We start from the raw sequence: 20623 nt of genomic DNA, 5'->3' as shown, positions 1-20623 counted from the left end.
TTTTTTGTTTTAAAACTGAGTATTATATTGTGGGCTTAGTTTTTGTAAGATAGCCCCATATAAATTGAAAGATTAATGACGTTTCCCCTCACTAATCTCTTTTGAACTTACTTAATTTGGAAACCTTAATATGTCAGATGCAACGTATGTCCCTCCTAAAGTCTGGACTTGGGACGCTGGAAGCGGCGGAAAGTTTGCGAATATCAATCGGCCCGTAGCAGGTGCAACCCATGATAAAACCTTACCAGTTGGTAAACACCCTCTTCAGCTACACTCGTTAGCTACCCCCAACGGTGTAAAAGTCACGGTAATGTTAGAAGAATTACTGGCGGCTGGTTTTACTGGGGCTGAATATGATGCTTACATAGTGAATATTATGGAAGGAGAACAGTTTGGCAGCGATTTTGTGGCTATTAATCCTAACTCGAAAATACCCGCTTTAATGGATAACAGCACTACCCCCGCTACGCGAGTCTTTGAGTCCGGTGCTATTTTATTGTATTTGGCCGAAAAGTTTAATGCGTTTTTACCTAGCGACCCTGCTAAAAAGCCAGAGTGTCTGTCGTGGTTATTTTGGCAAATGGGTAGTGCGCCGATGTTAGGTGGCGGGTTTGGTCATTTTTATGCTTATGCACCAGAAAAGTATCAATATCCGATTGATCGTTATGCGATGGAAGTAAAACGTCAACTAGATGTATTGAATATTCACTTAGCTGATAAAGATTATATTTGTGGTGACGAATACACCATTGCAGATATCGCAATATGGGCATGGTATGGCGCGATGGTATTAGGCAAGCTATATGAAGCTGCTGAGTTTTTAGATGTCGCCTCATATAAAAACCTACTAGGATGGGCTGAAAAAATTGATGCTAGGGACGCGGTTCAGCGCGGTAAGATGGTGAACCGCAGTTGGGGAGATCCCGCGGGGCAACTTCGCCAGCGCAATGATGCCAGTGATTTTGAGAACAAAACGCAAGATAAGCTCGAAACGCCAGAATAGGAAGGCAAATTCATTATCAAAGTTTGGTTCAAGTTAGCCTTTAGGGTTGATCGTCCGTATATATACATTTATAGAACAAATCGAATAAGTAAATGTATATTGCTGTAGTACCTTACCCTGAATTACTAGAGATAATTAATATTAAGTTTTAGTGGTTTTACTATCTTAGCGGTAATGGAAGTCGTACTTTTGCTCTTTGACGCTTAAGTCTACTCAGTTTTTAGGAGTGTATTATCTTGATAGATACCCTCGTTAAGCATACATTTGCTTCAAGGAAAATAACGGTGCTGGTTGTGGAAGACGACCCTATTAGTGCCATTATATCTACTCAGGCTTTGTCAGATATTTATATTACCCATCATGTGTCAGATGGCAGGAGCGCTGTGGATTATTGTTTAGTGACGCCACCTGACTTAGTGCTAATGGACATCAATATGCCAGGAATAAGCGGTCTAGAAGCCTGCGGTATTTTGAAACGTAACGTGCTAACAAAAGATATTCCTGTGGTGTTTATTACAGCAGCGAGTGATCCTCAGTCAGAGGATGAATGTTGGGACGCTGGTTGTGTTGATTTTATTAGCAAACCGTTTTCCGTTAAAACGTTACGGCATAGGGTTAACTCACACTTATCGGTAAAAATTCTCACTGATGAACTTAAGCGGTTAGCTAACACCGATGGTTTAACCAATATTAAGAACAGACGTTTCTTTGATGAATATATTTTAAAACAGTCAAAGCTCGCCGCTAGGCATCAAGAATCTCTAGGTTTGCTGTTGGTCGATATCGATTTTTTTAAGCAATACAATGATACCTATGGTCACCTTAGGGGGGATGACTGTTTAAAAATAGTGGCAGAAACACTCTCTCAAGCATTTGATAGGCCAACTGATTGTGTTGCTCGGTATGGTGGAGAGGAATTTGTCGTGGTGTTGCCAAGGACTGATTTTGAAGGCGTCCAATATCTTGGTCAACGTTTATTAGTGAAGGTTCGAGAGCTTAGTATCGTCCATGAAGGCTCGCCTTTTTCTAAAATTACCGTAAGTATTGGTGGGGCTTTAGTTGAGCGGGGAACACTTCAAACAGACCAAGCTATCGAGCGGGCTGATAAACTACTATATGCAGCCAAGCGAGCGGGGCGCGATCAATTCTTGATCGCTTAGCCAATTAATGTCTATGCAGAAATACAATTGCTCTCATTCGAGAGCGACTTCAAGCGTTGCTCGGCCAAATTAAAAATGTCTACTTCATCTGCCGTTGTAGCAAATGATGCCAATCCTGTACTTACAGTTACAATCCCCCTAGCTGATTGCGGATGCGGGATTGCGTGTTTTTCATATTTATTAATTATTTCGTTAGCAATAAACTTTGCGCCTCTTAAATTGGTGTTAGGTAATACAACGACTAGTTTATGTTCGTCATAGCGAATTGCAGCATCTGTTGGATAGTGCAACAGTTCGCAAATTGTCGTGGCTAACAACTTAATACATGAATCGCCTTCGGGTTGTCCGTGAATTCCGATGAAATCTTCGAAGTGATCTATATCTACAATTACTAATGACAAATCAGTATTGCTGCGTTGGCATATGTGAAGCTGTTGTTTGTAATAATCATCAAAAAAACGACGGTTACGTAACCCAGTTAGTTTGTCATAAATGGCTAAATGCTTTAATTTATTGGATTCTAGCTTAAGTTGAATATGTACTTCTACACGTTTTAATAGAGTTTTGGGCGAAACAGGCTTAGACACAAAATCTGTCCCTCCTGCTTCCCAGCACTTGAGTTCGTCTTCAATACCGCTTAGTGATGTGGAAAATATAATTGGGCAATCTTCCATTCCCTCTAAACTCCTCAGGATTTTACAGGTGGTGTAACCATCTAAACCTGGCATCATTACGTCTAATAAAATTAGATCAGGCAAGTTTTTTTGGCAAAATTCAATGGCTTCTTCACCTGAATGCGCGGAAAAAACGTTTTTGAATTGCTCAAATGCTTTACTTAAAATAGCGGTGTTTAGGCGATCGTCATCGACCAGCAATATAACAGCACTGGAAATATCCTTTACAGAATGGTCAATTATCTGCTTTACCATGTTTATTCTCCTTCAAACTAATTCACAGCAATTAAGTGAACTAAACTATCCGGATAATAGTTGTAAGAATTGATACTCACAATTCAACTTTAGTAGTAAAAGCTCGAATTAATTTGCAAGTTAAGTTGAATAATTGGAAGACTACAGAAGAGGAAAAACAGCCACAACCAAGTCTAAATTGTTTGTGGCTAGTTAATGAATTTATTAATGTTTAGCAGCGTATTCTTCGTTGGCTTTCCAAACACGCATGAAGTTTCCAGCTAGTATCTTGACTATGTCGTTGTCACTGTATCCGCGATCTAATAAACCTTGGATCAAATTAGGGTAAGTCGAGACATCTTTTAGGTCTGTGGGCAGTGAGTCGCCGACGCCGTCGTAATCTGAGCCGATACCCACGTGATCAATGCCAATAAGTTTAACAACATGGTCGATATGGTCTAGTACACTGTCTAATGTGGCGTAGGGCAGAGGATTTTCTTTGTTAAACTTGGTGATGAATGCCTTAAATTCATCGCTGTCTTTACCCAACTTTTCAGCGGCCTTTTTTTGCTCAGCTCTACGATTTTTGCTCCACGCATTGGCGCGTTTAGTAACAAAAGTAGAACCAAAGTTAATTTGTACCACCCCCCCATTTTTACCTAGAGCTTTGATCATGGCGTCGTCCATATTACGCTCAAATCCAGGCGTAAAAGCCCGCAGTGAAGAGTGAGAAGCAATAACAGGTGTTTGACTGATTTCTATGGCTTGATAAAAGGCCGCATCAGATACGTGAGATATATCTACTAAGATACCTAGATTGTTCATTTCTTTGACTAGTTCTTTACCAAAAGGGCTAAGGCCTTTCCACTTGCGACGCAAATCGTATGACGAATCGGAGATATGGTTAGCCATAGAATGAGCCAAAGTAATGTAGCGAATACCTCTATCGTAAAAGTGTTTTAAATTGGCTAAGTCACCTTGAATAGGCGAGCCATTTTCCATTCCTAATGGCAATGAAATCAGCCCTTTTTCAAATTGTTGTTGTACATCTGCAGAGCTAGTTGCAATGGCAAACTTATTGGGAGCGCGGCCTACTATGGCTTCTACATAATCGATGAGTTTGTCAGCTAATTTAGTTGAATTAGCAGAATTATCTAGGCTTGCTGGAATATAAATCGACATAAAAGGCGCATTGAGTCCACCTTGTTTGGCTCTAGGGTAGTCAAAATCACCACTTGCTGTGGCTTTAGTGACATCCACCCACTTCTCTTCTAGGCGATAAGGCACATCGATATGAGAATCAATAATAATATTTTCTTGGGCTAGTTTGTTCGCTTTTTCACTGACAGTGATAGCAGCGACATGACTGGCACACACTACACTCAAAGCAAAGGTTGCCGAGATTTTAAGTATTTTTTTCACAAATGTCGTCTCCGTTATATTAACTGTCTTCCGTCGTATTGATTGAATTAGATTTAGTTGTTTTGTTTGTAATGATTGTTGAGGAGAATTCCCTGCAAGCAGTGTATAGGTTGCTGAATTAAAGTGAAAGAGCCTCATAAATTAGATGCTCTGTCACTTTCGATAATGAATCTGCTAACTCACTCTAGTTAAATGAAAAATTAAACTATTTTGCGGTGTGAGCAACGGCATTTGCATGCCTAATTGCATTAATAATTCACCAGAAAATTGTTTGCCATCTATATCAGGAAGGTTGGTTTTAAAATTGAAAACCGAGGCTTTGGGCCAGTGCTCACCTGATTTTGTAGGCCAGATAATCTGCAATTTATATAGAGCCTGTTTATCGAGCCCGGCAAAATAGAATTGTTCTGGTAACGAAGCTGAACTGCAAGCTACTAGGCTACACGAAAACAACGCTTCGGATTTGTCTTGAGATACAATGCCTAAACCATGCATATATTCCGGTAGTTCAAGGCGAAATAAATCTCCAGAATGCACTAATTGTCTATGTTTTTTATACAAAGTGATCATGGCTTTGAGTTCAACAATTTCGTCCTCGGTTAACTCCCTTAAGTCCATTTCCATTCCCATGTGACCAAACAACACGACAGATGCGCGCATCGCCATGTTGACCGTTCTATGGGTTATATGGCAATCTCTTGGACCCACATGTGTACCCATCAATTCCGCAGGGAAAAAGTAGGAAAACCCTTTTTGAATCTTTAATCGTTCTAGCGCATCGTTTGAATCAGATGTCCAAATACGGTCGGTATGAGCTAATACGCCATAGTCAGCACGACCGCCGCCAGAGGCACAGCTTTCGATCTCTACATTGGGGTGTGCAGATTTTAGTTTGGCTAATAATCGATAAAAAGCACGGGTCTGATTGTGAATAGCGGGCTTGCCATTAGCATCACCGGGATGATTTATATCTCTATTCATGTCCCATTTAATATAGGAAATGTCATATTCAGTTAGCAAACTGTCAATGCGTTCGAATAAATAATCGAATACCTGAGTACGACTTAAGTCTAATACTAGTTGACTACGAAAGCCGAGTTGTGGATTAGGAGGGGTAGATAACACCCATTCTGGATGAGCTCGAAATAAATCGCTGTTTGGATTAATCATTTCCGGTTCAAACCAAAGACCAAACTCTAGACCTGCGGCTTTAACATGTTCAATTAGCGGGCCTAATCCATGGGGATAGTATTGTTGGTCGACGTACCAATCGCCTAGACCTGCTGTGTCATCATTACGACCAATAAACCAACCGTCATCTAATACAAAACGTTCTGCGCCTATGCTAGCAGCTCGTGTCGCTAAGTCTTTTAAGGTGTCTTGATTATGGTCAAAATAAATGCCTTCCCAAGTGTTGTAGTGAACTGGGCGAGGTTTGTTTTTGACTGTTTGGCGAATTAAATGGCTGCGCACGTATTGATGGTATTGCTGAGACAGTGAAGATAATCCTTGATTACTATAACTGGCATACAATGTGGGCGATTGGTAACTTTGGCCTTTCTGTAAAATGATTTCACCCGGCAAAAGTAACTCGCCCATTTGTACGTAAGCTCGGCCATCCCCCATTTTCTCAGCCACAATTTTATGGTTTCCACTCCAACCTAAGTGGAAGCCATAAGCTTCACCTTGCAATTGGTTGGTGTTTTTGGTGCGCATGATGAGCCCGGGAAAACTATCATGTGAGGTTCTACCGCGGCGATTTTCTCTGACATAGGATCCAAAATGTTGTTCAAGCTGGTGCTCTTGAAACTCTCCAGCCCAATGCCCTTCAAAACCTATTATATGCTGACAGTTACTAGGAATGGGAAAGGTCGCCGCTGCGCACCAATCCACGTGAATCGCGGATTCACTATTGTTAATTAGCTTAGTGGCAATTTCGAGGACATCGGTTTCGGCATCCATTTTGAGGGTATGGATAGCTGTTACATGACGGCTTGTATCAACATTGGTGATTGTATAGTGGTTGGGTGCGACGGTTTCAAATTTTGATATTTCAGGGGCCACTGACCACTGATCTGTCTCGCCGTGTAAGCTTAGACCTGGATGGCCTATATACCCTTGCCCAGTAGTTGGAGTGATGGCTAGACCAATTTCTTGCATAGGTGAGGCCGGCGCTTCTTGCCTCAGGCGTAACAAGTCCATCATCTGCCCGGTGCTTTGTTTAGATAAACGGTCACGCCAATAAATAATTTGTGGCGTCTCATTGTTGCAATCGATGACCAAACTACTGTTTCGTCCGGACATAGATATATAGTTGTGTGAAGAATTGGACATGGCTTAACCCCAGAAAGTTGTTTGCATAATCGACAGCAAAAATTGGCTGCAGTTATGCCTCAGAGCAATATTTTTTGCAATTAAAACTAATCACTTTCTCGGTAGTAGATAAGTGAATAGATAACGCAATAGATAAGTAAAAAACGAATTTGTTAAGGTTTTGTGGTGTCTGCGGGCTGATTGTTAATAAAATATAAATGGAATTGAATTGCAAATATCATTGAAAAAAATACTCTTCTGTCTTATATAAGTGTAAGTTAGTGCTGCAATTAGGATAGCTGCAGCGACATACTTAGCATTTATCTTGATTGTTGAAACAAGTTTTAGCACTGAAATTAGAGGGGAATATAAACCTGAGTGTTAACTAAAACTTTTTCTAATGTAGAAATGTTAGCAAATTGTAACTGCATCAGTCAGTGCTAACAGTGGTGAATTGACCCAATAATAGAATGATAAAAATAATAAGGTCGATGAAACGACAATACCCTACACCTACAAAATAAAAACTATTTACACAATAACAGGACACATTACATGAAAAAGAATTACCTATGGACAGCGGTAAAAGCCGCCTTGATAGTACCAACAGCGAGTATGAGTATATCTTCGGCCGTTGCGCAAGAAGTACCCGCAAACGACGAAACTGAAGTTATCGAGGTCAGAGGTTTAATCAGTAGTCTCAAGCGTGCTTTCTCTGATAAAAAAGAAGCCTTGATTGTTTCAGATGGTATTGCAGCTGAAGATTTAGGTAAATTCCCTGATCAAAACGTTGCTGAATCTTTGCAACGTATAACAGGTGTGGCTATTGACCGCAGCGGTGGTGAAGGGCAGTTAATTTCTGTGCGTGGTTTTGGTCCGCAATTTAACCTAGTAACAGTTAATGGACGTCAAATGGCGTCTGAAAGATCAGGTCGAGAGTTTAGCTTTGATACCTTAGCCTCGGAATTGATTGCTGGAGCAGACGTTTACAAAACATCCAATGCGTCGAATCAAGAGGGGGGGATTGGCTCTTACATCAATCTAAAAACAGCGAAACCTTTTGATTTGGATGGTTTTAAAGCCGTAGGTAGTGCAAAAGCGACTTACGATAGCCTTTCAGAAAGTACCACTCCTGCATTTTCTGGTTTAGTCAGTAACACCTTTATGGACAACAGGTTAGGCGTTTTAGCATCTTTGTCTGTGCAACAACGTGACGCTCAAATCAACCAAGCAGACACCCGCGGTTTTTATCGTGTGGATCGTATTGCAACCAACGACTTTGATGCGGCTACAGGTGCAGGTAAAGAAGCCTTTAACGTATGGGTACCGCGAAACCTTGATTTAACTTCGAATGAAGAAGACAGGACTCGTACTAGTGGGACCTTAGTCGTGCAATATGCCGCCACAGATGAATTGACTATTACGTTTGATGGTTTGTACTCAAAGTTTGAAGTTGAATCTCAAGTAAGTAACTATGCAAACTGGTTTACTCCAGGTAATTTCCGTGACTTTGAAGTTGATGCAGCCACTGAAACAGTCACCTATTGGTCGCACAATGCCTTTGATGACCCTATGGGCTCTGGCTCTGGCGCGACTGACTTTGTGCAACAAGGTTTAGACCGCAATGTGAAAATTCAGGGATTTGGTTTCAATGCTGATTGGGATCTATCTGAACAATTAAATGTGAATATCGATATTTCAACTTCGTCTGCAGAAGACTTAAGTGGTGACCAAAGCCGAGTATTTACAGTAATGGGTTATGCCAATGGTTATACCTATGACTTTACTGGTGGCGGTGATTTACCTTCGTTTTCATCTGATGGAATTGATGGGCCTTTTACTGAGTCAGATGCAAGTAAACTTCGCGCCCACTACGTTGAACGTGGCGGTGATGAACGTGAAGATGAGATCACCGAAATGCGCGCTGATTTTACCTATACACCAGATAGCGATACCTTTACTCAGTTAAGATATGGTTTGTACACACAAGATAGAACAAAGTCAGCTAAAGTTTTCCAATCTCCAAGCTTACCTAATTGTTTCTACTGTGGTTACGGTTTAGATGTGCCGGATGATTTGGCTTACTTAGTGACACCCAATGGCTGGTTTGACGGGATCCCAAGCTCGTTTTATGGCTATGATGTTGACGCCTATTTAAGCTTTTTGGAATCAGACGAAGCCATCGCAGGGCAATCGGCAAATCGTGGTGAAGATGCTGCAGCTAATATTGCCGCCTTTGCAGCATTAGAAGGCTACACGCCAGTTGAGTTAGGTACAAGTTTTGAAATTGATGAAGAAATCTTTGCCGCTTATGCAGACTTTGTATTCCAAGGTGATCTCGGTGACATGCCATGGACAGTAAACGTTGGCTTTAGATACAGTGAAACCACCACTACTGCTTCAGGTAACCAAGCGACGTTATTGGATATTTCACAAAATCCACTAGACGGAACAATACTTGATCAAACGTATCAAGTTGACGCTAACGGACAACGTGTATCGGTACCTATTTCTCTAAAAAATACTTATACCAATTTATTACCTAGTTTAAACGTTAAGTTTGAAATTGAAGAAGACATGTTATTGCGTTTTGGTTATTCAGAAACCTTAACTCGACCTACAATGGCAGACATGCGTCCGGTTACTAATATAGGTACAACTCGCCCTGACTTATTATTAGCAAGTGGTGGTAACCCTTATTTATCACCATTTTTGTCAACTAACTGGGATGTATCTTATGAATGGTACTATGCCGACGCTAGTGCTGTGTCTATAGGTTTGTTTAGCAAAGAAGCCGAAGGTTTTATCAGTTCAACACCGGCAGCAGAAACCTTTAACTTGGCCAGTGGCAGTTATGAATTTCAGGTTACACGACCTAGAAATGGCGCAGAAGCAACTGTACAAGGCCTGGAAATGGCATGGACTCAAACTTGGGAAAATGGTTTTGGTTTCCAAGCTAACGCAACTATTGTTGACAGCACGAGCGAAGATGACTTTCAGTTAGAAGGCTTAGGTGATTCTCAGAACATAGTGGCTTTTTATGAAAAAGACGCGTTCCAAGCGCGAATCGCTTTCAACAACCGTGAGTCGTTCCTACAAACTTTACGTAACGGTGATACTGGTGAACCAGAGTATGTCGATACTTATGGACAATGGGATGTCAGTGCTAGTTATGACATAAATGAAAATTTCACTGTGATATTTGAAGGTATCAATATTACTGACGAATATACGTCAAAAAGCGGCCGTATCTCGAGTCACTTCACTGAGCAAGTTCGCTCTGGTGCTCGATATGCAGTTGGTGTGAGAGGTTCATTCTAGTAAGGTAGTAGCTCTTAAAATTGAAAAGGGGACTTGTTCCCCTTTTTTGCTGGATGTAACTTAACTCAATGGTATAAGGTGGACTTTTGGCGGGCGATATAAAACGAATTATTGTTCTAGGTGGTGGCACTGCTGGGTGGATCACTGCTGGCATTTTAGCTAAAAAACATGCGTCAAATCCAAAACAGCAAAATGTCCAAATCAGTTTAATTGAATCGGCTGACATTGCGGTTGTTGGAGTGGGAGAAGGGACCTGGCCTACAATGCGCAAAACCTTGGCTCAACTGGGTATTTCTGAAACTCAGTTTATCAGGCACTGTGGCGCCACTTTCAAACAAGCCAGTAAATTTGTTAATTGGATCCATGGTGAAAATGATGTGTATTATCATCCGTTTACCGAACCACAAGGCTTTAACAAAGTAGATCCGGCTCCTTATTGGCAGTCTTTTGTTGCGCCGGGATGTTCGTTTTCTGAAGCGGTGAGTTTTCAACAGTTTTTATGTGAAAATAATTTAGCCCCAAAGTCTATTGCTAATAAAGAATTTGAAGTGGTTGCGAATTATGGTTATCACTTAGATGCATCAAAGTTTATCGCGTTGTTACGCGAACATTGTACATCACAACTGGGTGTTCGACATATTTGCGATACCGTAGAACAGGTTATTCAGAACGATAATGGCGACGTTAAATCATTGCAAACTAAAGCTAATGGTCAGCAACATGGGGATTTGTTTGTCGATTGTTCTGGGATGCGCAGCAAATTGCTTGGCGAAACCTTAAAGGTACCGTTCAAACCATGTGACCAAATATTTATTGCCGATACCGCTTTGGCAACACAAGTTCCCTATGCCCAACCCCAAGACCCGATTGCCTGTCAAACTATCGCTACGGCGCAAAGTGCTGGTTGGATTTGGGACATAGGATTACAAGACAGACGTGGAGTAGGATACGTATATTCTAGTGAGCATTGTAGTGATGACGATGCTCTAGATACCTTGGCTAAGTACATAGGCTGTGAAACTGTAGATAGTGTAAAAAAAATACACTTTAAACCAGGGCATAGAGAGGTGTTTTGGAAAAATAATTGTGTGGCAGTGGGATTATCAGCTGGTTTCTTAGAGCCCCTTGAGGCATCAGCGTTAATGCTGATTGAAACTTCTGCGAATTATATCGCTGAACAACTACCTGCAAACACTGAAATTATGCCTATAGTGGCGAAACGGTTTAACGCTATGATGTTAAAAAAGTGGCGCGGCGTGATTGATTTTCTAAAGTTACATTATGTATTGAGTGAACGTCCCGAGCCCTTCTGGCAGCAGAATCGGCAAACTCAGAGTATTCCTGATTCCCTAAAAGAACTATTAGCATTGTGGCGATATAATTCACCGAGCGAATATGACTTTACTGACAATGTGGAAGCGTTTAGCGCAGCCAGTTACCAATATATTCTGTATGGGGCCGGATTCAAATCAGATTTTACTCAGATGCAACAAATTTATAACCAAGGGCAAGCGGCACAAAAACAGTTGTTGATGACCCATAAACGCATTGAACAACTCAAATATACTTTGCCAAAACATCGCGAACTTATCGATAAGGTAAGTAGCCTTGGTTTTTCAACTATTTAATGACAGCTATCAAGAGATAAATATGTCTAATTATGTATTACTTGATCCTGCTAAGCATCAGGATATAAAAATAAAAGCACACAGTAACTTTTCATTTAGCAAACACCAGCACCAAGTGTCGTTAGTGGTTCACGAGTTTGGGGCCGCGGCAAGTAGCTTTCCTGTTGTTTATATGAAAGAGCCACAACAAGGACAATTTCGAGCTGTAGCGTTGTTAAGCCTTATTGCCGGTGAAAACCACTTTTATAGTGACAAGGAATGGCAAGGTGTACATTTGCCTTCTGCTTTTTTACGCACACCTTTCGAACTCGGGCCTGATCCTAGCCAAGAAAAAACCCTTACCCTTTACCTTGATGATCACAGTGATTATGTCAGTACAACTGAAGGTGAAGCTTTGTACCAAGACGGTGAACCCAGTCAATTTTTACAAGAAGTTCAAAGTAAAATGGCCGATTACTATCAGCAAGAACAACTTACCCATCAATTCACTCAACAATTATTAACATTGAAATTATTGAAGGAAATAGAGCTGCATATCGAGTTTTCAGATGCTAAAAAAACGCGCATCAAGGGTATTTACACTATAGATGAGGAAAGATTACGGCAGTTGGATGACGCCACCATTTTAGAGCTCAACAAAGCCAATTTTATCCTTCCAATACATGGGATTGTTTTATCACTAATCCAAGTCAATCGACTGATCAAATATCATAACAACTGTTCAGAAAATAAAATTCTGGGTGTACAAATGCGCGTAAGCACAGAGGAATAAGTAGATGTCAGACACCATGATCCAAGTATCAATATTTGCATTTGTTACTGCACTTATTGGATTGTTAACTTACCTACAATGTAGGGGCAAAGGTCGCTTACAAAATGCTACCGAAGGTCAACAAAATAAAGAGTTGTTTTTAGCCGGTGGCGGGCTGAAGTGGTATTTCATTGCAGGTTCGATCACCTTAACCAACCTAAGTACCGATCAATTAGTAGGTACCAACGGTACCCAAATGGCGTTATTAGCTTGGTGGGAATTTGCTGCCTTAGTTGGGTTATTTATACTGGCTAAAGTGTTTTTGCCACTGTATTACCGTTATCAGTGCACCACAACTACAGAGTTATTAGAAAAACGTTATCAAAACAAAAACATACGGGCTGTTATTGGGGCATTGTTTTTCTTAAGTAGTGCGTTGATATTTTGCCCTGCGGTCATTTACTCAGGCTCTTTGTTTATGAAAACCATGTTTGGTTTAGATATTCCTTTGATGTATATCGCATTTGCATTTGCGACTTTAGGTGCCATGTACGCTATTTTTGGTGGCCTTAGAGCTGTTGCAGTGTCAGATACCTACTCAGGAATATTGCTTTTGACCATGGCTATTGTCATCGTATTTTTAGCCCTTAATGCTATAGGTTATGATTTCTCTGAAATTCCAGCCGACAGACTTACTTTGATTGGCGATAGTGATTCACCTATTCCTTGGCATACGCTGTTAACGGGTATGATATTTATACAAATGTTTTACTGGGGCACTAATCAAGTTATCACTCAGCGAGCCATGGCTGCACCTTCACTAAAAGAAGCGCAAAAGGGCGTTTATGCAGCGGTAGGAATTCGACTACTGATTGTTCCCGCTATTGTTGTTATTCCTGGGATTGTTTCTTTCCAACTCTATGGTGACATCGGTGATGCCGCATATGGAAAAATTGTCGGTGACATATTGCCAACATGGTTGTCAGGAATTTTTGCTGCAGCTATGGCTGCTGCGGTTTTATCCACCTTTAACAGTAACTTAAACTCAGCGACAGCGCTTTATGTATGCGACCTTCATGAACCCTTTATTGGGCACCCAAAGAATGTTGCCAAATTAAGTGCATGGATTACGGTGTCGTTGACCGTTATCGCGCTGTTTTTAGTTCCCGTTTACGCTAAAGCCGACAGCATTATCAATCTTCTGCAGCAGCTATGGGGATTATTCAGTATGCCAATTTTATCCATTTTTATAGTCGGTTTAGTGTTTAGAAACGTACATGCTAATGCGGGTATTATTGCGGTGATATTTGGGGTGTTTTTGTATGGTTCATTATCATTCGAATTTTCACCTTGGCATGCACCTTTTGATCTGCATTATATTCATTTGATGTTTGTTACCTTGATATCCTGTGTGATCATGGCGTTGATAATAAATAAAGTATTCTATAAACAATCAGCTGAACTTGCTTGGGGCAGCAACGACGGACTCATTCAAGAATCCTAAAATAGCGGAAACACTGTGAACAATCTTAGAAAAAGTAATATTCAAAAGTTGCCTGAGAAAAACTTCGACGTATTGATTATCGGCGGAGGGATTAACGGTGCGGTATCGGCAGCGTCACTTGCCGCAAAAGGGGCAAAAGTAGCTTTGATTGATAAAGGCGATTTTGCGGGTTTTACTAGCTCTAATTCATCAAATTTAGCTTGGGGAGGCATTAAATATCTCGAGAGTCACGAATATGGCTTGGTCAATAAACTGTGTAAAAGTCGCAATCATTTAATGCGCAGTTACCCGTCTACCGTAAAAGAGATCCGTTTCTTTACCAGTATTCAAAAGGGTTTTCGTTTCCCTCCTTTGTTTATTTATATGGGTACTATTGTGTATTGGTTGATGGGTCGGTTTTTTACCCAAAGCCCGCAGTATTTATCTGCCGCTAAAATTAAGTCCCTTGAAAATGTAGTGAACACCCAAAATGTTAACGGTGGGTTTGAATATTCTGATGCATTTTTACATGATAATGATGCTCGTTTTGTGTTTAATTTTATTCGCTCCAGTATGAGCTATGGCTGTATTGCGGCTAACTATGTTCAAGCGAATGGTTCTGAGAAAGTCAAAGGTGGTTGGAAGACTCAGGCAAAGGACCTCATAAGCGCAGAAGAATTCGAGGTCCGCTCTAAGGTGATCATTAACGCTGCGGGGCCATTTGTGGACCCGTTGAATCAACTTAATCACCAAAATACTGATCATCATCATGTGTTTTCAAAGGGAATACACCTGATTGTCAATAAAATTACCGATAGCAACAAAGTGCTGACTTTTTTTGCTGACGATGGGCGTTTGTTTTTTGTTATTCCTATGGGCCCTAAAACTTGTATTGGTACGACCGACACGCAAGTTGACGACCCTCATGCCAAAGTGACAGAGAAAGACAGACAGTTTGTTTTAGACAATGTAAATAAACTTTTAGATTTACCGACACCTTTAACACAGGACGATGTCATCGCCGAACGTTGCGGAGTGCGGCCCCTTGCCATAAAAGGAAAGGGAGGAAAAGCTGACTGGGTGCAATTGTCTCGAAAACACGCCATAGACACCCATGAAGCAGATAAGTACCTGTCGATTTTTGGAGGTAAACTGACAGATTGCATCAACGTCGGTGACGAAGTAGCTGGCTTGGTTAAAGGACTGGGGATTGATTTACCATTTGAAGATTACAAATGGTACGGTGAGCCAGACGATACGGTGCGAGACGAGTTTTTTCATCGTGCCAAATTAATGGACTTCGATGCATTAACGCCGGCTACCTCCTCAGAGCCTTTAACTAAAAGGTTTTGGCGACGTTACGGGCGTAACGCCATTAATATGTTAGAGAAAATCCGCGAAAACCCTGCAATGGCAGAATTGCTAATCGAAAACTCTGAATATTTGAGAGTAGAAATTGAACATGCTGCCGAGCGCGAAATGGTGACCAAACTTGATGACTTTTTAAGGCGTCGCTCAAAAATATCATTAGTTGTTAAAAAGGAAGATATTCTCTCCGCTCCGGGATTGAAAGAGGCCTGCGAAATTTTATTTGCAGACGAGGCCGAAGCTAAACTGCAAGAATATATCGATTTGGTAACTAATACTTAACGCATTATCATTTCTAGCCACTAGCCACTAGCCACTAGCCACTAGCCACTAGCCACTAGCCACTAGCCACTAGTATCTCAATAGGATGCCAATGAGTAGGGACAACATTTAACTTTAAATGTTGTCCTCATCATTCAAGTCGCTGATTCATTCTTAAAAGTCACTATTATTTACAAATAAATCACACTTCTGCTGGTTTTTGCTTGTAAAAAAGTTAATGATCCCCAGTTATCTTGTTATGTCGGCTATTAAAACTAAGACGGCTTACGAAAACCGCTTTTCCAAAAAATAATTAGAGAATTTTTTAATGACAATGAATTACATCCCCTTAGATAAAAAGAAACATCAAGATACCCATGTAAAGGTAACTAACGATTTTGCTCACGCTAAAGACACGCATTTAGCTGCAGCGTCAATTCGCGAGTACGCACAACTTGCTAGTTGTATGCCAATCATTTTTATCAAAGATCCGAATAGCGACACCACTCATAGTATTGCCATGTTGGGTATTGAACAAGGTGTTAACGTATTTATGAAAGATGGGAAATGGTCTGGCCATGTTGTCCCTCTTAATATTCAACGTTACCCTTTTGATGTGCGTCCTGATGGCGACAAATTAGCGGTCTTTATCGATGAAAATTCTGACTTAGTCGGAAAAGAAGGCGAGCCTCTTTTCACTGACGGTGATGCAAGCCCGTTTTTAGATAATCGTCAAAAATTATTGTCTGATTTAGCCAATAGTGAATTAGCAACCCGTGATTTTGTTAATAAAATCAAAGAGCTGGATTTACTTGATTCCATCGTTATCCGTGTTCAGTATGCTAACGGCCAACAACGTAATATTAATGGTATGCAGACTATCAGTGAAAAACGCCTACAGGCTTTAGACACAGATACGGTAGCGGATTTACATAAATCTGGTTACTTAGGTGCAATGTACGCGGTATTGATGTCGCTTGGGCAGTTGAATCGTTTAGTACAATTGACTCAAACTAGCGATAACCCAGTAAAATCTTTACAACTTCAAGCTGAAGCGCCTGCAACAGAAGAAACACCAGCACCAGAAGCAAAAGCTGAAAAGAAGAAAACGGCTAAAAAATAATACTCCTAATATTAAAAAGCCCATTACAACTTGTTTGTAATGGGCTTTTTTGTTTCTACTAAACACGCGCTCACGGCTTTTGACTTTTCTAAAACGAAACTTGGTATTCGGTTACGCTATAAAAATCTTTACCCGCTTCTAATGTAACACTAGGAAAATTCGGGTGATTGGGTGTGTCGGGGTAGAATTGTGTTTCAAAGCACACGCCTTGATGCGCTTGATAGAGTGAGTCTTCTTTGCCTTTTTTGTTGCTGAAATGATTCGCTGTAAATATTTGGATGCCAGGCATATTGGTATAAACCTCTAGCTTGATACCCGTTTCTTTAGCAACCGCGTTACCCACATAAGAAGCTGACTTTAGATCTGCTGAATAAGCGTCTAAACATAGGTTGTGATCTAATCCGTTAGCATATTCAATTTGTTGGTGTTTTGAGGCTAAGGACACGCCTATCGTTGTGGGTGTTCTAAAATCAAAAGGGGTGCTATCCACTACAGATAATTCTCCTGTGGGAATAGCGTTTTCATCTGTTGGCGTATAATGACTGGCTAACAACTGAATTTGCTGATTTGTAACCGAGCCACTGTTATGCCCAGCTAAGTTAAAATAGCTGTGATTAGTTGGGTTGTATACAGTTGTTTGGTCTGTTGTTGCAAAATATTCGATTTTTAATCGATTCTGTTCAGTTAAAGTATAAATCACTTTTACAGAAATTTGGCCAGGAAACCCTTGATCGTTATCTGGACTAGTCAGTTCTAACATTAATGATGGGTTGTCTGAGTTAGATAACACCGTGCTTTGCCATACCTTGCTGTTAAATCCTAGGCCTCCACCATGCAGGCAATTCCCACCTTGGTTGATATCGGTTTGATAGTCTTTACCCGCTAAGCTAAATTTGCCGTGTTTAATGCGATTTGCATATCTGCCGACTAGGGCGCCTAAATAACTGTCGTCAGCTAGATATTCATCTACTGTGTCATAACCTAAAACTATGTCTATATGTTTTTGTTTCTGGCTGGGTATTAGCCAGCGGCGAATAATCCCACCAAGATCAAGGATCTCAACACTGACACCTTGAGCATTAGTTAAACAAAACTGTGTTACCTGCGAGTCATCTGGCATTGAGCCAAAGTTTGTTTGTTCTATCATGCCTTGAACCCTAAAGTGCTTTGAATGGCGCTGGCCCATCCTTTCAGTAATTTTTCTCGTTTTGTGGCATCCATTTCTGGTTCAAAACAACTATCAATTTGATTCATGCTGGCCAATTCACTTGTTGATTGGTAAATTCCTAGTTGTAAACCTGCTAAGTAAGCCGCGCCTAGAGCAGTGGTTTCCATTACTTTGGGACGCTCCACCGTTACATTAAGCACACCTGCTAAAAATTGACAAACCCAACTATTGGCGACCATGCCACCGTCTACTCTTAATTTTTTCGGATTAACGCCATCTTCTCCCATGGCTTTAAGTAAATCTGAGGTTTGTAAACACACCGATTCGAGTGCGGCTCTAGCAAGATGTGCGCTTGTTGTAGCCCGCGTTAGCCCAAATATTGCACCTCTGGCGTCGGGCGACCAATAAGGTGTACCTAAACCAGCAAAGGCGGGAACTAGAAAAACGCCATGATCATCAGGAATACTTTTGGCCAAGGCTTCTGTTTCTGAGGCACTTTCTATGATTTTTAAGCCGTCTCTAAGCCACTGCACCGCCGCTCCTGCAATAAATATCGAGCCTTCTAACGCGTAGTGAGTTTGACCTTTGATAGTGTAAGCGACAGTAGTCAGCAGTTTGTTCTTAGATTGCAGCGCTTTTTCGCCAGTATTCAATAATACAAAACAACCGGTACCATAGGTACTTTTGATATCGCCTTGATTAAAACAGCATTGACCTATACTGGCGGCTTGTTGGTCACCCGCGACTCCGGCGATGGGTATTGAATAGTCAAATAACCCTTGGGCCGTATTGCCAAAATCAGCGGCGCATTCTTTTACTTCAGGTAGTATCGATTTAGGGACGTTAAATATTTCGAGGAGTTTTTCATCCCAGCCTAAAGTATGAATGTTAAATAGGTTGGTTCGACTGGCATTGGTAACATCAGTGGCATGCATTTTGCCACCGGTTAAGCGCCAAATAAGAAAACTATCTACTGTTCCGAAAGCTAACTCATTGGCATCGGCCTTTTGCCGTGCGCCTTCAACATTGTCTAAGATCCAAGCTACTTTTGTAGCTGAAAAATATGGATCAAGTAATAACCCAGTGCGTTCTTGAACGGCTGTCAAATGACCTGCACTTAGCAAGTCTTTGCATTGCTGCGCTGTACGTCCATCTTGCCACACTATGGCATTATATATGGGCTTGCCGGTGTTTTTGTCCCACACCACAGTGGTTTCTCTTTGATTTGTGACACCTATGCCAACTATCTTTGCGCCTTTGGCAGTGGCTTGAGCAATAGCTTGCTCACATACATTAAATGTTGCTGACCAAATGTCTTCGGGATCATGTTCTACCCAACCATCGCTTGGGTAATGCTGGGGAAATTCTTGTTGAGCAACAGCTACAATGCTTGAATCTGGGGCAAAAACGATCGCTCTGCTAGAAGTGGTACCTTGGTCAATAGACAGAATGCAGTTTTCTAGCGGCATATAAGCTCCTTCGGTTAAATAAACAAAAAATTAAGTTTTTCAGATGTTTAGCTACCCACTAACATCTTTTTAACAATGTATGCCGAGTATAATATTTTTACGCTAAGAACATAACCAATTTTGTACCTGATATTTGTTATTGAGACCCTCTAGAATGCTTGTGACGCGTAGTCTCGATTAAATATTGCGCACTACATGCCGCGTTATCGTTTTTAAACTTCAGGTAACCTTAAATTAGGGGCATTGTACCAAGCTCTTTGAAATGCGAAATATTTTTGAATCCGTTCAACAAGCTTGTTATTTTAAAGAGCCGTTTTTTGCGAGTAACTTACCTTAACGTGAATTTATTTTTTATACTTCTTAGCCAAATCGTAGTGTTTTCTCCCCAGCCCAACATCAAACTTGAAGTGATTGGGGAGGTGTCAGATACGCCTCAGTGGTCTTTTTTCGCTCCTCACGAAAACGAAAACGTGGCAAATGAATATGTAAGTCAACAAATTCTTGAACGCGGTGGAGTGTTTGTTATTCTGCGCCAAAATGGCAAGCGATTGTTGCGTCTTGATGTTAAGCCTTTCGAAGTTAAAATCGATCCTAATCGCATTTTTACCAAAAAAGGCAGACGTAATAACATCATTAAACATAACCCTAATTTACGCACTAATACTTATGTGTTTCATAGAGCGATGCGTTTGTCTGCCGACTTAGCTCAATTTATTGTTGAAACCATGGGAGGGCCAAATGTCTCGCGTACTTGGGTGGCAATGCACAATAATACACAAGGCTATTTGGGAGATAACCATCACGGTATTGGCAATATATCCATTGTCCAGTATCAGCAAAAATTAGCCAAAGGTGCCGCTTTCTTAAAGGCTGTCACTGCACTAAATGGCGATGAAGATGACCTATTCTTTGTTACTCAGCAGCAAGACTTTAATGCTATGGAGCAAAGTGGTTGGAATGCGGTGTTACAACACCCTCAAGTTGTGACTGACCCTTCAGAAGATGACGGATCGTTGTCGGTCTACGCACAAAAGATAGGGGTACGTTATATCAACATCGAAGCGGAGCGTGCAACTGGACATGTTGGCGAAAATCACTTGGTTGAACAGCAACAAATGCTAGATTATGTTTTTAGTCGTTTGGAACTCGGTCCTACTTCAACAGCTAATCCTCAGAAATAACTATCCAAAACTTCTAATCTATCGAGACTTGTGTTTTTCCTTGGGATTAGAAAATGACGCTTCC

14 protein-coding genes are annotated in these 20623 nt (G+C 41.0%); 9 read left to right on the top strand and 5 right to left on the bottom strand.

What is annotated here, in order from left to right; translation table 11 throughout:
- Positions 1–130: 130 nt before the first annotated feature.
- Together yghU and ABJK37_RS02135 are read left to right on the top strand one after the other, a co-directional pair.
- Positions 131–1003: a glutathione-dependent disulfide-bond oxidoreductase gene (yghU, locus tag ABJK37_RS02140; protein ID WP_348349630.1), complete on the top strand. Its 873-nt coding sequence runs from the start codon at positions 131–133 to the stop codon at positions 1001–1003.
- A 236-nt stretch (positions 1004–1239) separates the two neighbouring features.
- Positions 1240–2163: a diguanylate cyclase gene (locus ABJK37_RS02135; protein ID WP_348349628.1), complete on the top strand. Its 924-nt coding sequence runs from the start codon at positions 1240–1242 to the stop codon at positions 2161–2163.
- 11 nt (positions 2164–2174) lie between these two features.
- On the opposite strand, the gene ABJK37_RS02130 is transcribed toward ABJK37_RS02135, so the two are convergent.
- The 3 genes from ABJK37_RS02130 to ABJK37_RS02120 all read right to left on the bottom strand — a co-directional run bounded on the left by ABJK37_RS02130 (position 2175) and on the right by ABJK37_RS02120 (position 6827).
- Positions 2175–3092 carry a diguanylate cyclase gene (locus ABJK37_RS02130; RefSeq protein WP_348349626.1) on the bottom strand — a complete coding sequence of 306 codons (918 nt, stop codon included), beginning with the start codon at positions 3090–3092 and terminating at the stop codon, positions 2175–2177.
- A gap of 204 nt (positions 3093–3296) precedes the next feature.
- Positions 3297–4475, bottom strand: coding sequence for a dipeptidase (locus tag ABJK37_RS02125; RefSeq protein ID WP_348349950.1), 1179 nt, complete (start codon positions 4473–4475; stop codon positions 3297–3299).
- Positions 4476–4667: 192 nt separating this feature from the next.
- Positions 4668–6827, bottom strand: coding sequence for an alpha-galactosidase (locus ABJK37_RS02120; RefSeq protein ID WP_348349624.1), 2160 nt, complete (start codon positions 6825–6827; stop codon positions 4668–4670).
- A 534-nt stretch (positions 6828–7361) separates the two neighbouring features.
- Here ABJK37_RS02120 and ABJK37_RS02115 point away from each other — a divergent pair.
- From ABJK37_RS02115 to ABJK37_RS02090, 6 genes are all read left to right on the top strand, one after another.
- Positions 7362–10127 (top strand): TonB-dependent receptor, encoded by a 2766-nt coding sequence (locus tag ABJK37_RS02115; RefSeq protein WP_348349622.1) that lies wholly within the window; start codon positions 7362–7364, stop codon positions 10125–10127.
- A gap of 86 nt (positions 10128–10213) precedes the next feature.
- Positions 10214–11755 carry a tryptophan halogenase family protein gene (locus ABJK37_RS02110; protein ID WP_348349620.1) on the top strand — a complete coding sequence of 514 codons (1542 nt, stop codon included), beginning with the start codon at positions 10214–10216 and terminating at the stop codon, positions 11753–11755.
- 22 nt (positions 11756–11777) lie between these two features.
- Positions 11778–12527 carry a SapC family protein gene (locus tag ABJK37_RS02105; protein ID WP_348349618.1) on the top strand — a complete coding sequence of 250 codons (750 nt, stop codon included), beginning with the start codon at positions 11778–11780 and terminating at the stop codon, positions 12525–12527.
- 4 nt (positions 12528–12531) lie between these two features.
- Complete coding sequence (locus ABJK37_RS02100) at positions 12532–14010, top strand: SLC5 family protein (RefSeq protein WP_348349616.1); 1479 nt, start codon at positions 12532–12534, stop codon at positions 14008–14010.
- 15 nt (positions 14011–14025) lie between these two features.
- Positions 14026–15639, top strand: coding sequence for a glycerol-3-phosphate dehydrogenase/oxidase (locus ABJK37_RS02095; protein ID WP_348349614.1), 1614 nt, complete (start codon positions 14026–14028; stop codon positions 15637–15639).
- Between the two features lie 307 nt (positions 15640–15946).
- Positions 15947–16741: a SapC family protein gene (locus ABJK37_RS02090; protein ID WP_348349613.1), complete on the top strand. Its 795-nt coding sequence runs from the start codon at positions 15947–15949 to the stop codon at positions 16739–16741.
- 88 nt (positions 16742–16829) lie between these two features.
- Here the strand turns inward: ABJK37_RS02090 and ABJK37_RS02085 are convergent, their stop codons facing one another.
- Positions 16830–17888, bottom strand: a complete 1059-nt coding sequence (locus tag ABJK37_RS02085; protein ID WP_348349611.1) for an aldose epimerase family protein — start codon at positions 17886–17888, stop codon at positions 16830–16832.
- Positions 17885–19378: a glycerol kinase GlpK gene (gene glpK / locus ABJK37_RS02080; protein ID WP_348349609.1), complete on the bottom strand. Its 1494-nt coding sequence runs from the start codon at positions 19376–19378 to the stop codon at positions 17885–17887. Before glpK ends, ABJK37_RS02085 begins: the two co-directional genes overlap by 4 nt.
- Before the next feature lie 338 nt (positions 19379–19716).
- On the opposite strand from glpK, the gene ABJK37_RS02075 reads away from it, so the two are divergent.
- Positions 19717–20559, top strand: a complete 843-nt coding sequence (locus tag ABJK37_RS02075; protein WP_348349607.1) for a hypothetical protein — start codon at positions 19717–19719, stop codon at positions 20557–20559.
- Positions 20560–20623: the final 64 nt, after the last annotated feature.

Source organism: Paraglaciecola sp. (assembly GCF_039964565.1).
Lineage (GTDB): Bacteria > Pseudomonadota > Gammaproteobacteria > Enterobacterales > Alteromonadaceae > Paraglaciecola.
The sequence above is the reverse complement of the archived record's forward strand: the minus strand, read 5'-3'. Positions and strand labels throughout refer to the sequence as shown.

Bases quoted from the DNA above. Each gene is read 5' to 3' on its own strand.
- yghU (WP_348349630.1), top strand. From the start codon at position 131: ATGTCAGATGCAACGTATGTCCCTCCTAAAGTCTGGACTTGGGACGCT.
- ABJK37_RS02130 (WP_348349626.1), bottom strand. From the start codon at position 3,092: ATGGTAAAGCAGATAATTGACCATTCTGTAAAGGATATTTCCAGTGCT.
- ABJK37_RS02120 (WP_348349624.1), bottom strand. From the start codon at position 6,827: ATGTCCAATTCTTCACACAACTATATATCTATGTCCGGACGAAACAGT.
- ABJK37_RS02115 (WP_348349622.1), top strand. From the start codon at position 7,362: ATGAAAAAGAATTACCTATGGACAGCGGTAAAAGCCGCCTTGATAGTA.
- ABJK37_RS02105 (WP_348349618.1), top strand. From the start codon at position 11,778: ATGTCTAATTATGTATTACTTGATCCTGCTAAGCATCAGGATATAAAA.
- ABJK37_RS02100 (WP_348349616.1), top strand. From the start codon at position 12,532: ATGTCAGACACCATGATCCAAGTATCAATATTTGCATTTGTTACTGCA.
- ABJK37_RS02090 (WP_348349613.1), top strand. From the start codon at position 15,947: ATGACAATGAATTACATCCCCTTAGATAAAAAGAAACATCAAGATACC.
- ABJK37_RS02085 (WP_348349611.1), bottom strand. From the start codon at position 17,888: ATGATAGAACAAACAAACTTTGGCTCAATGCCAGATGACTCGCAGGTA.
- glpK (WP_348349609.1), bottom strand. From the start codon at position 19,378: ATGCCGCTAGAAAACTGCATTCTGTCTATTGACCAAGGTACCACTTCT.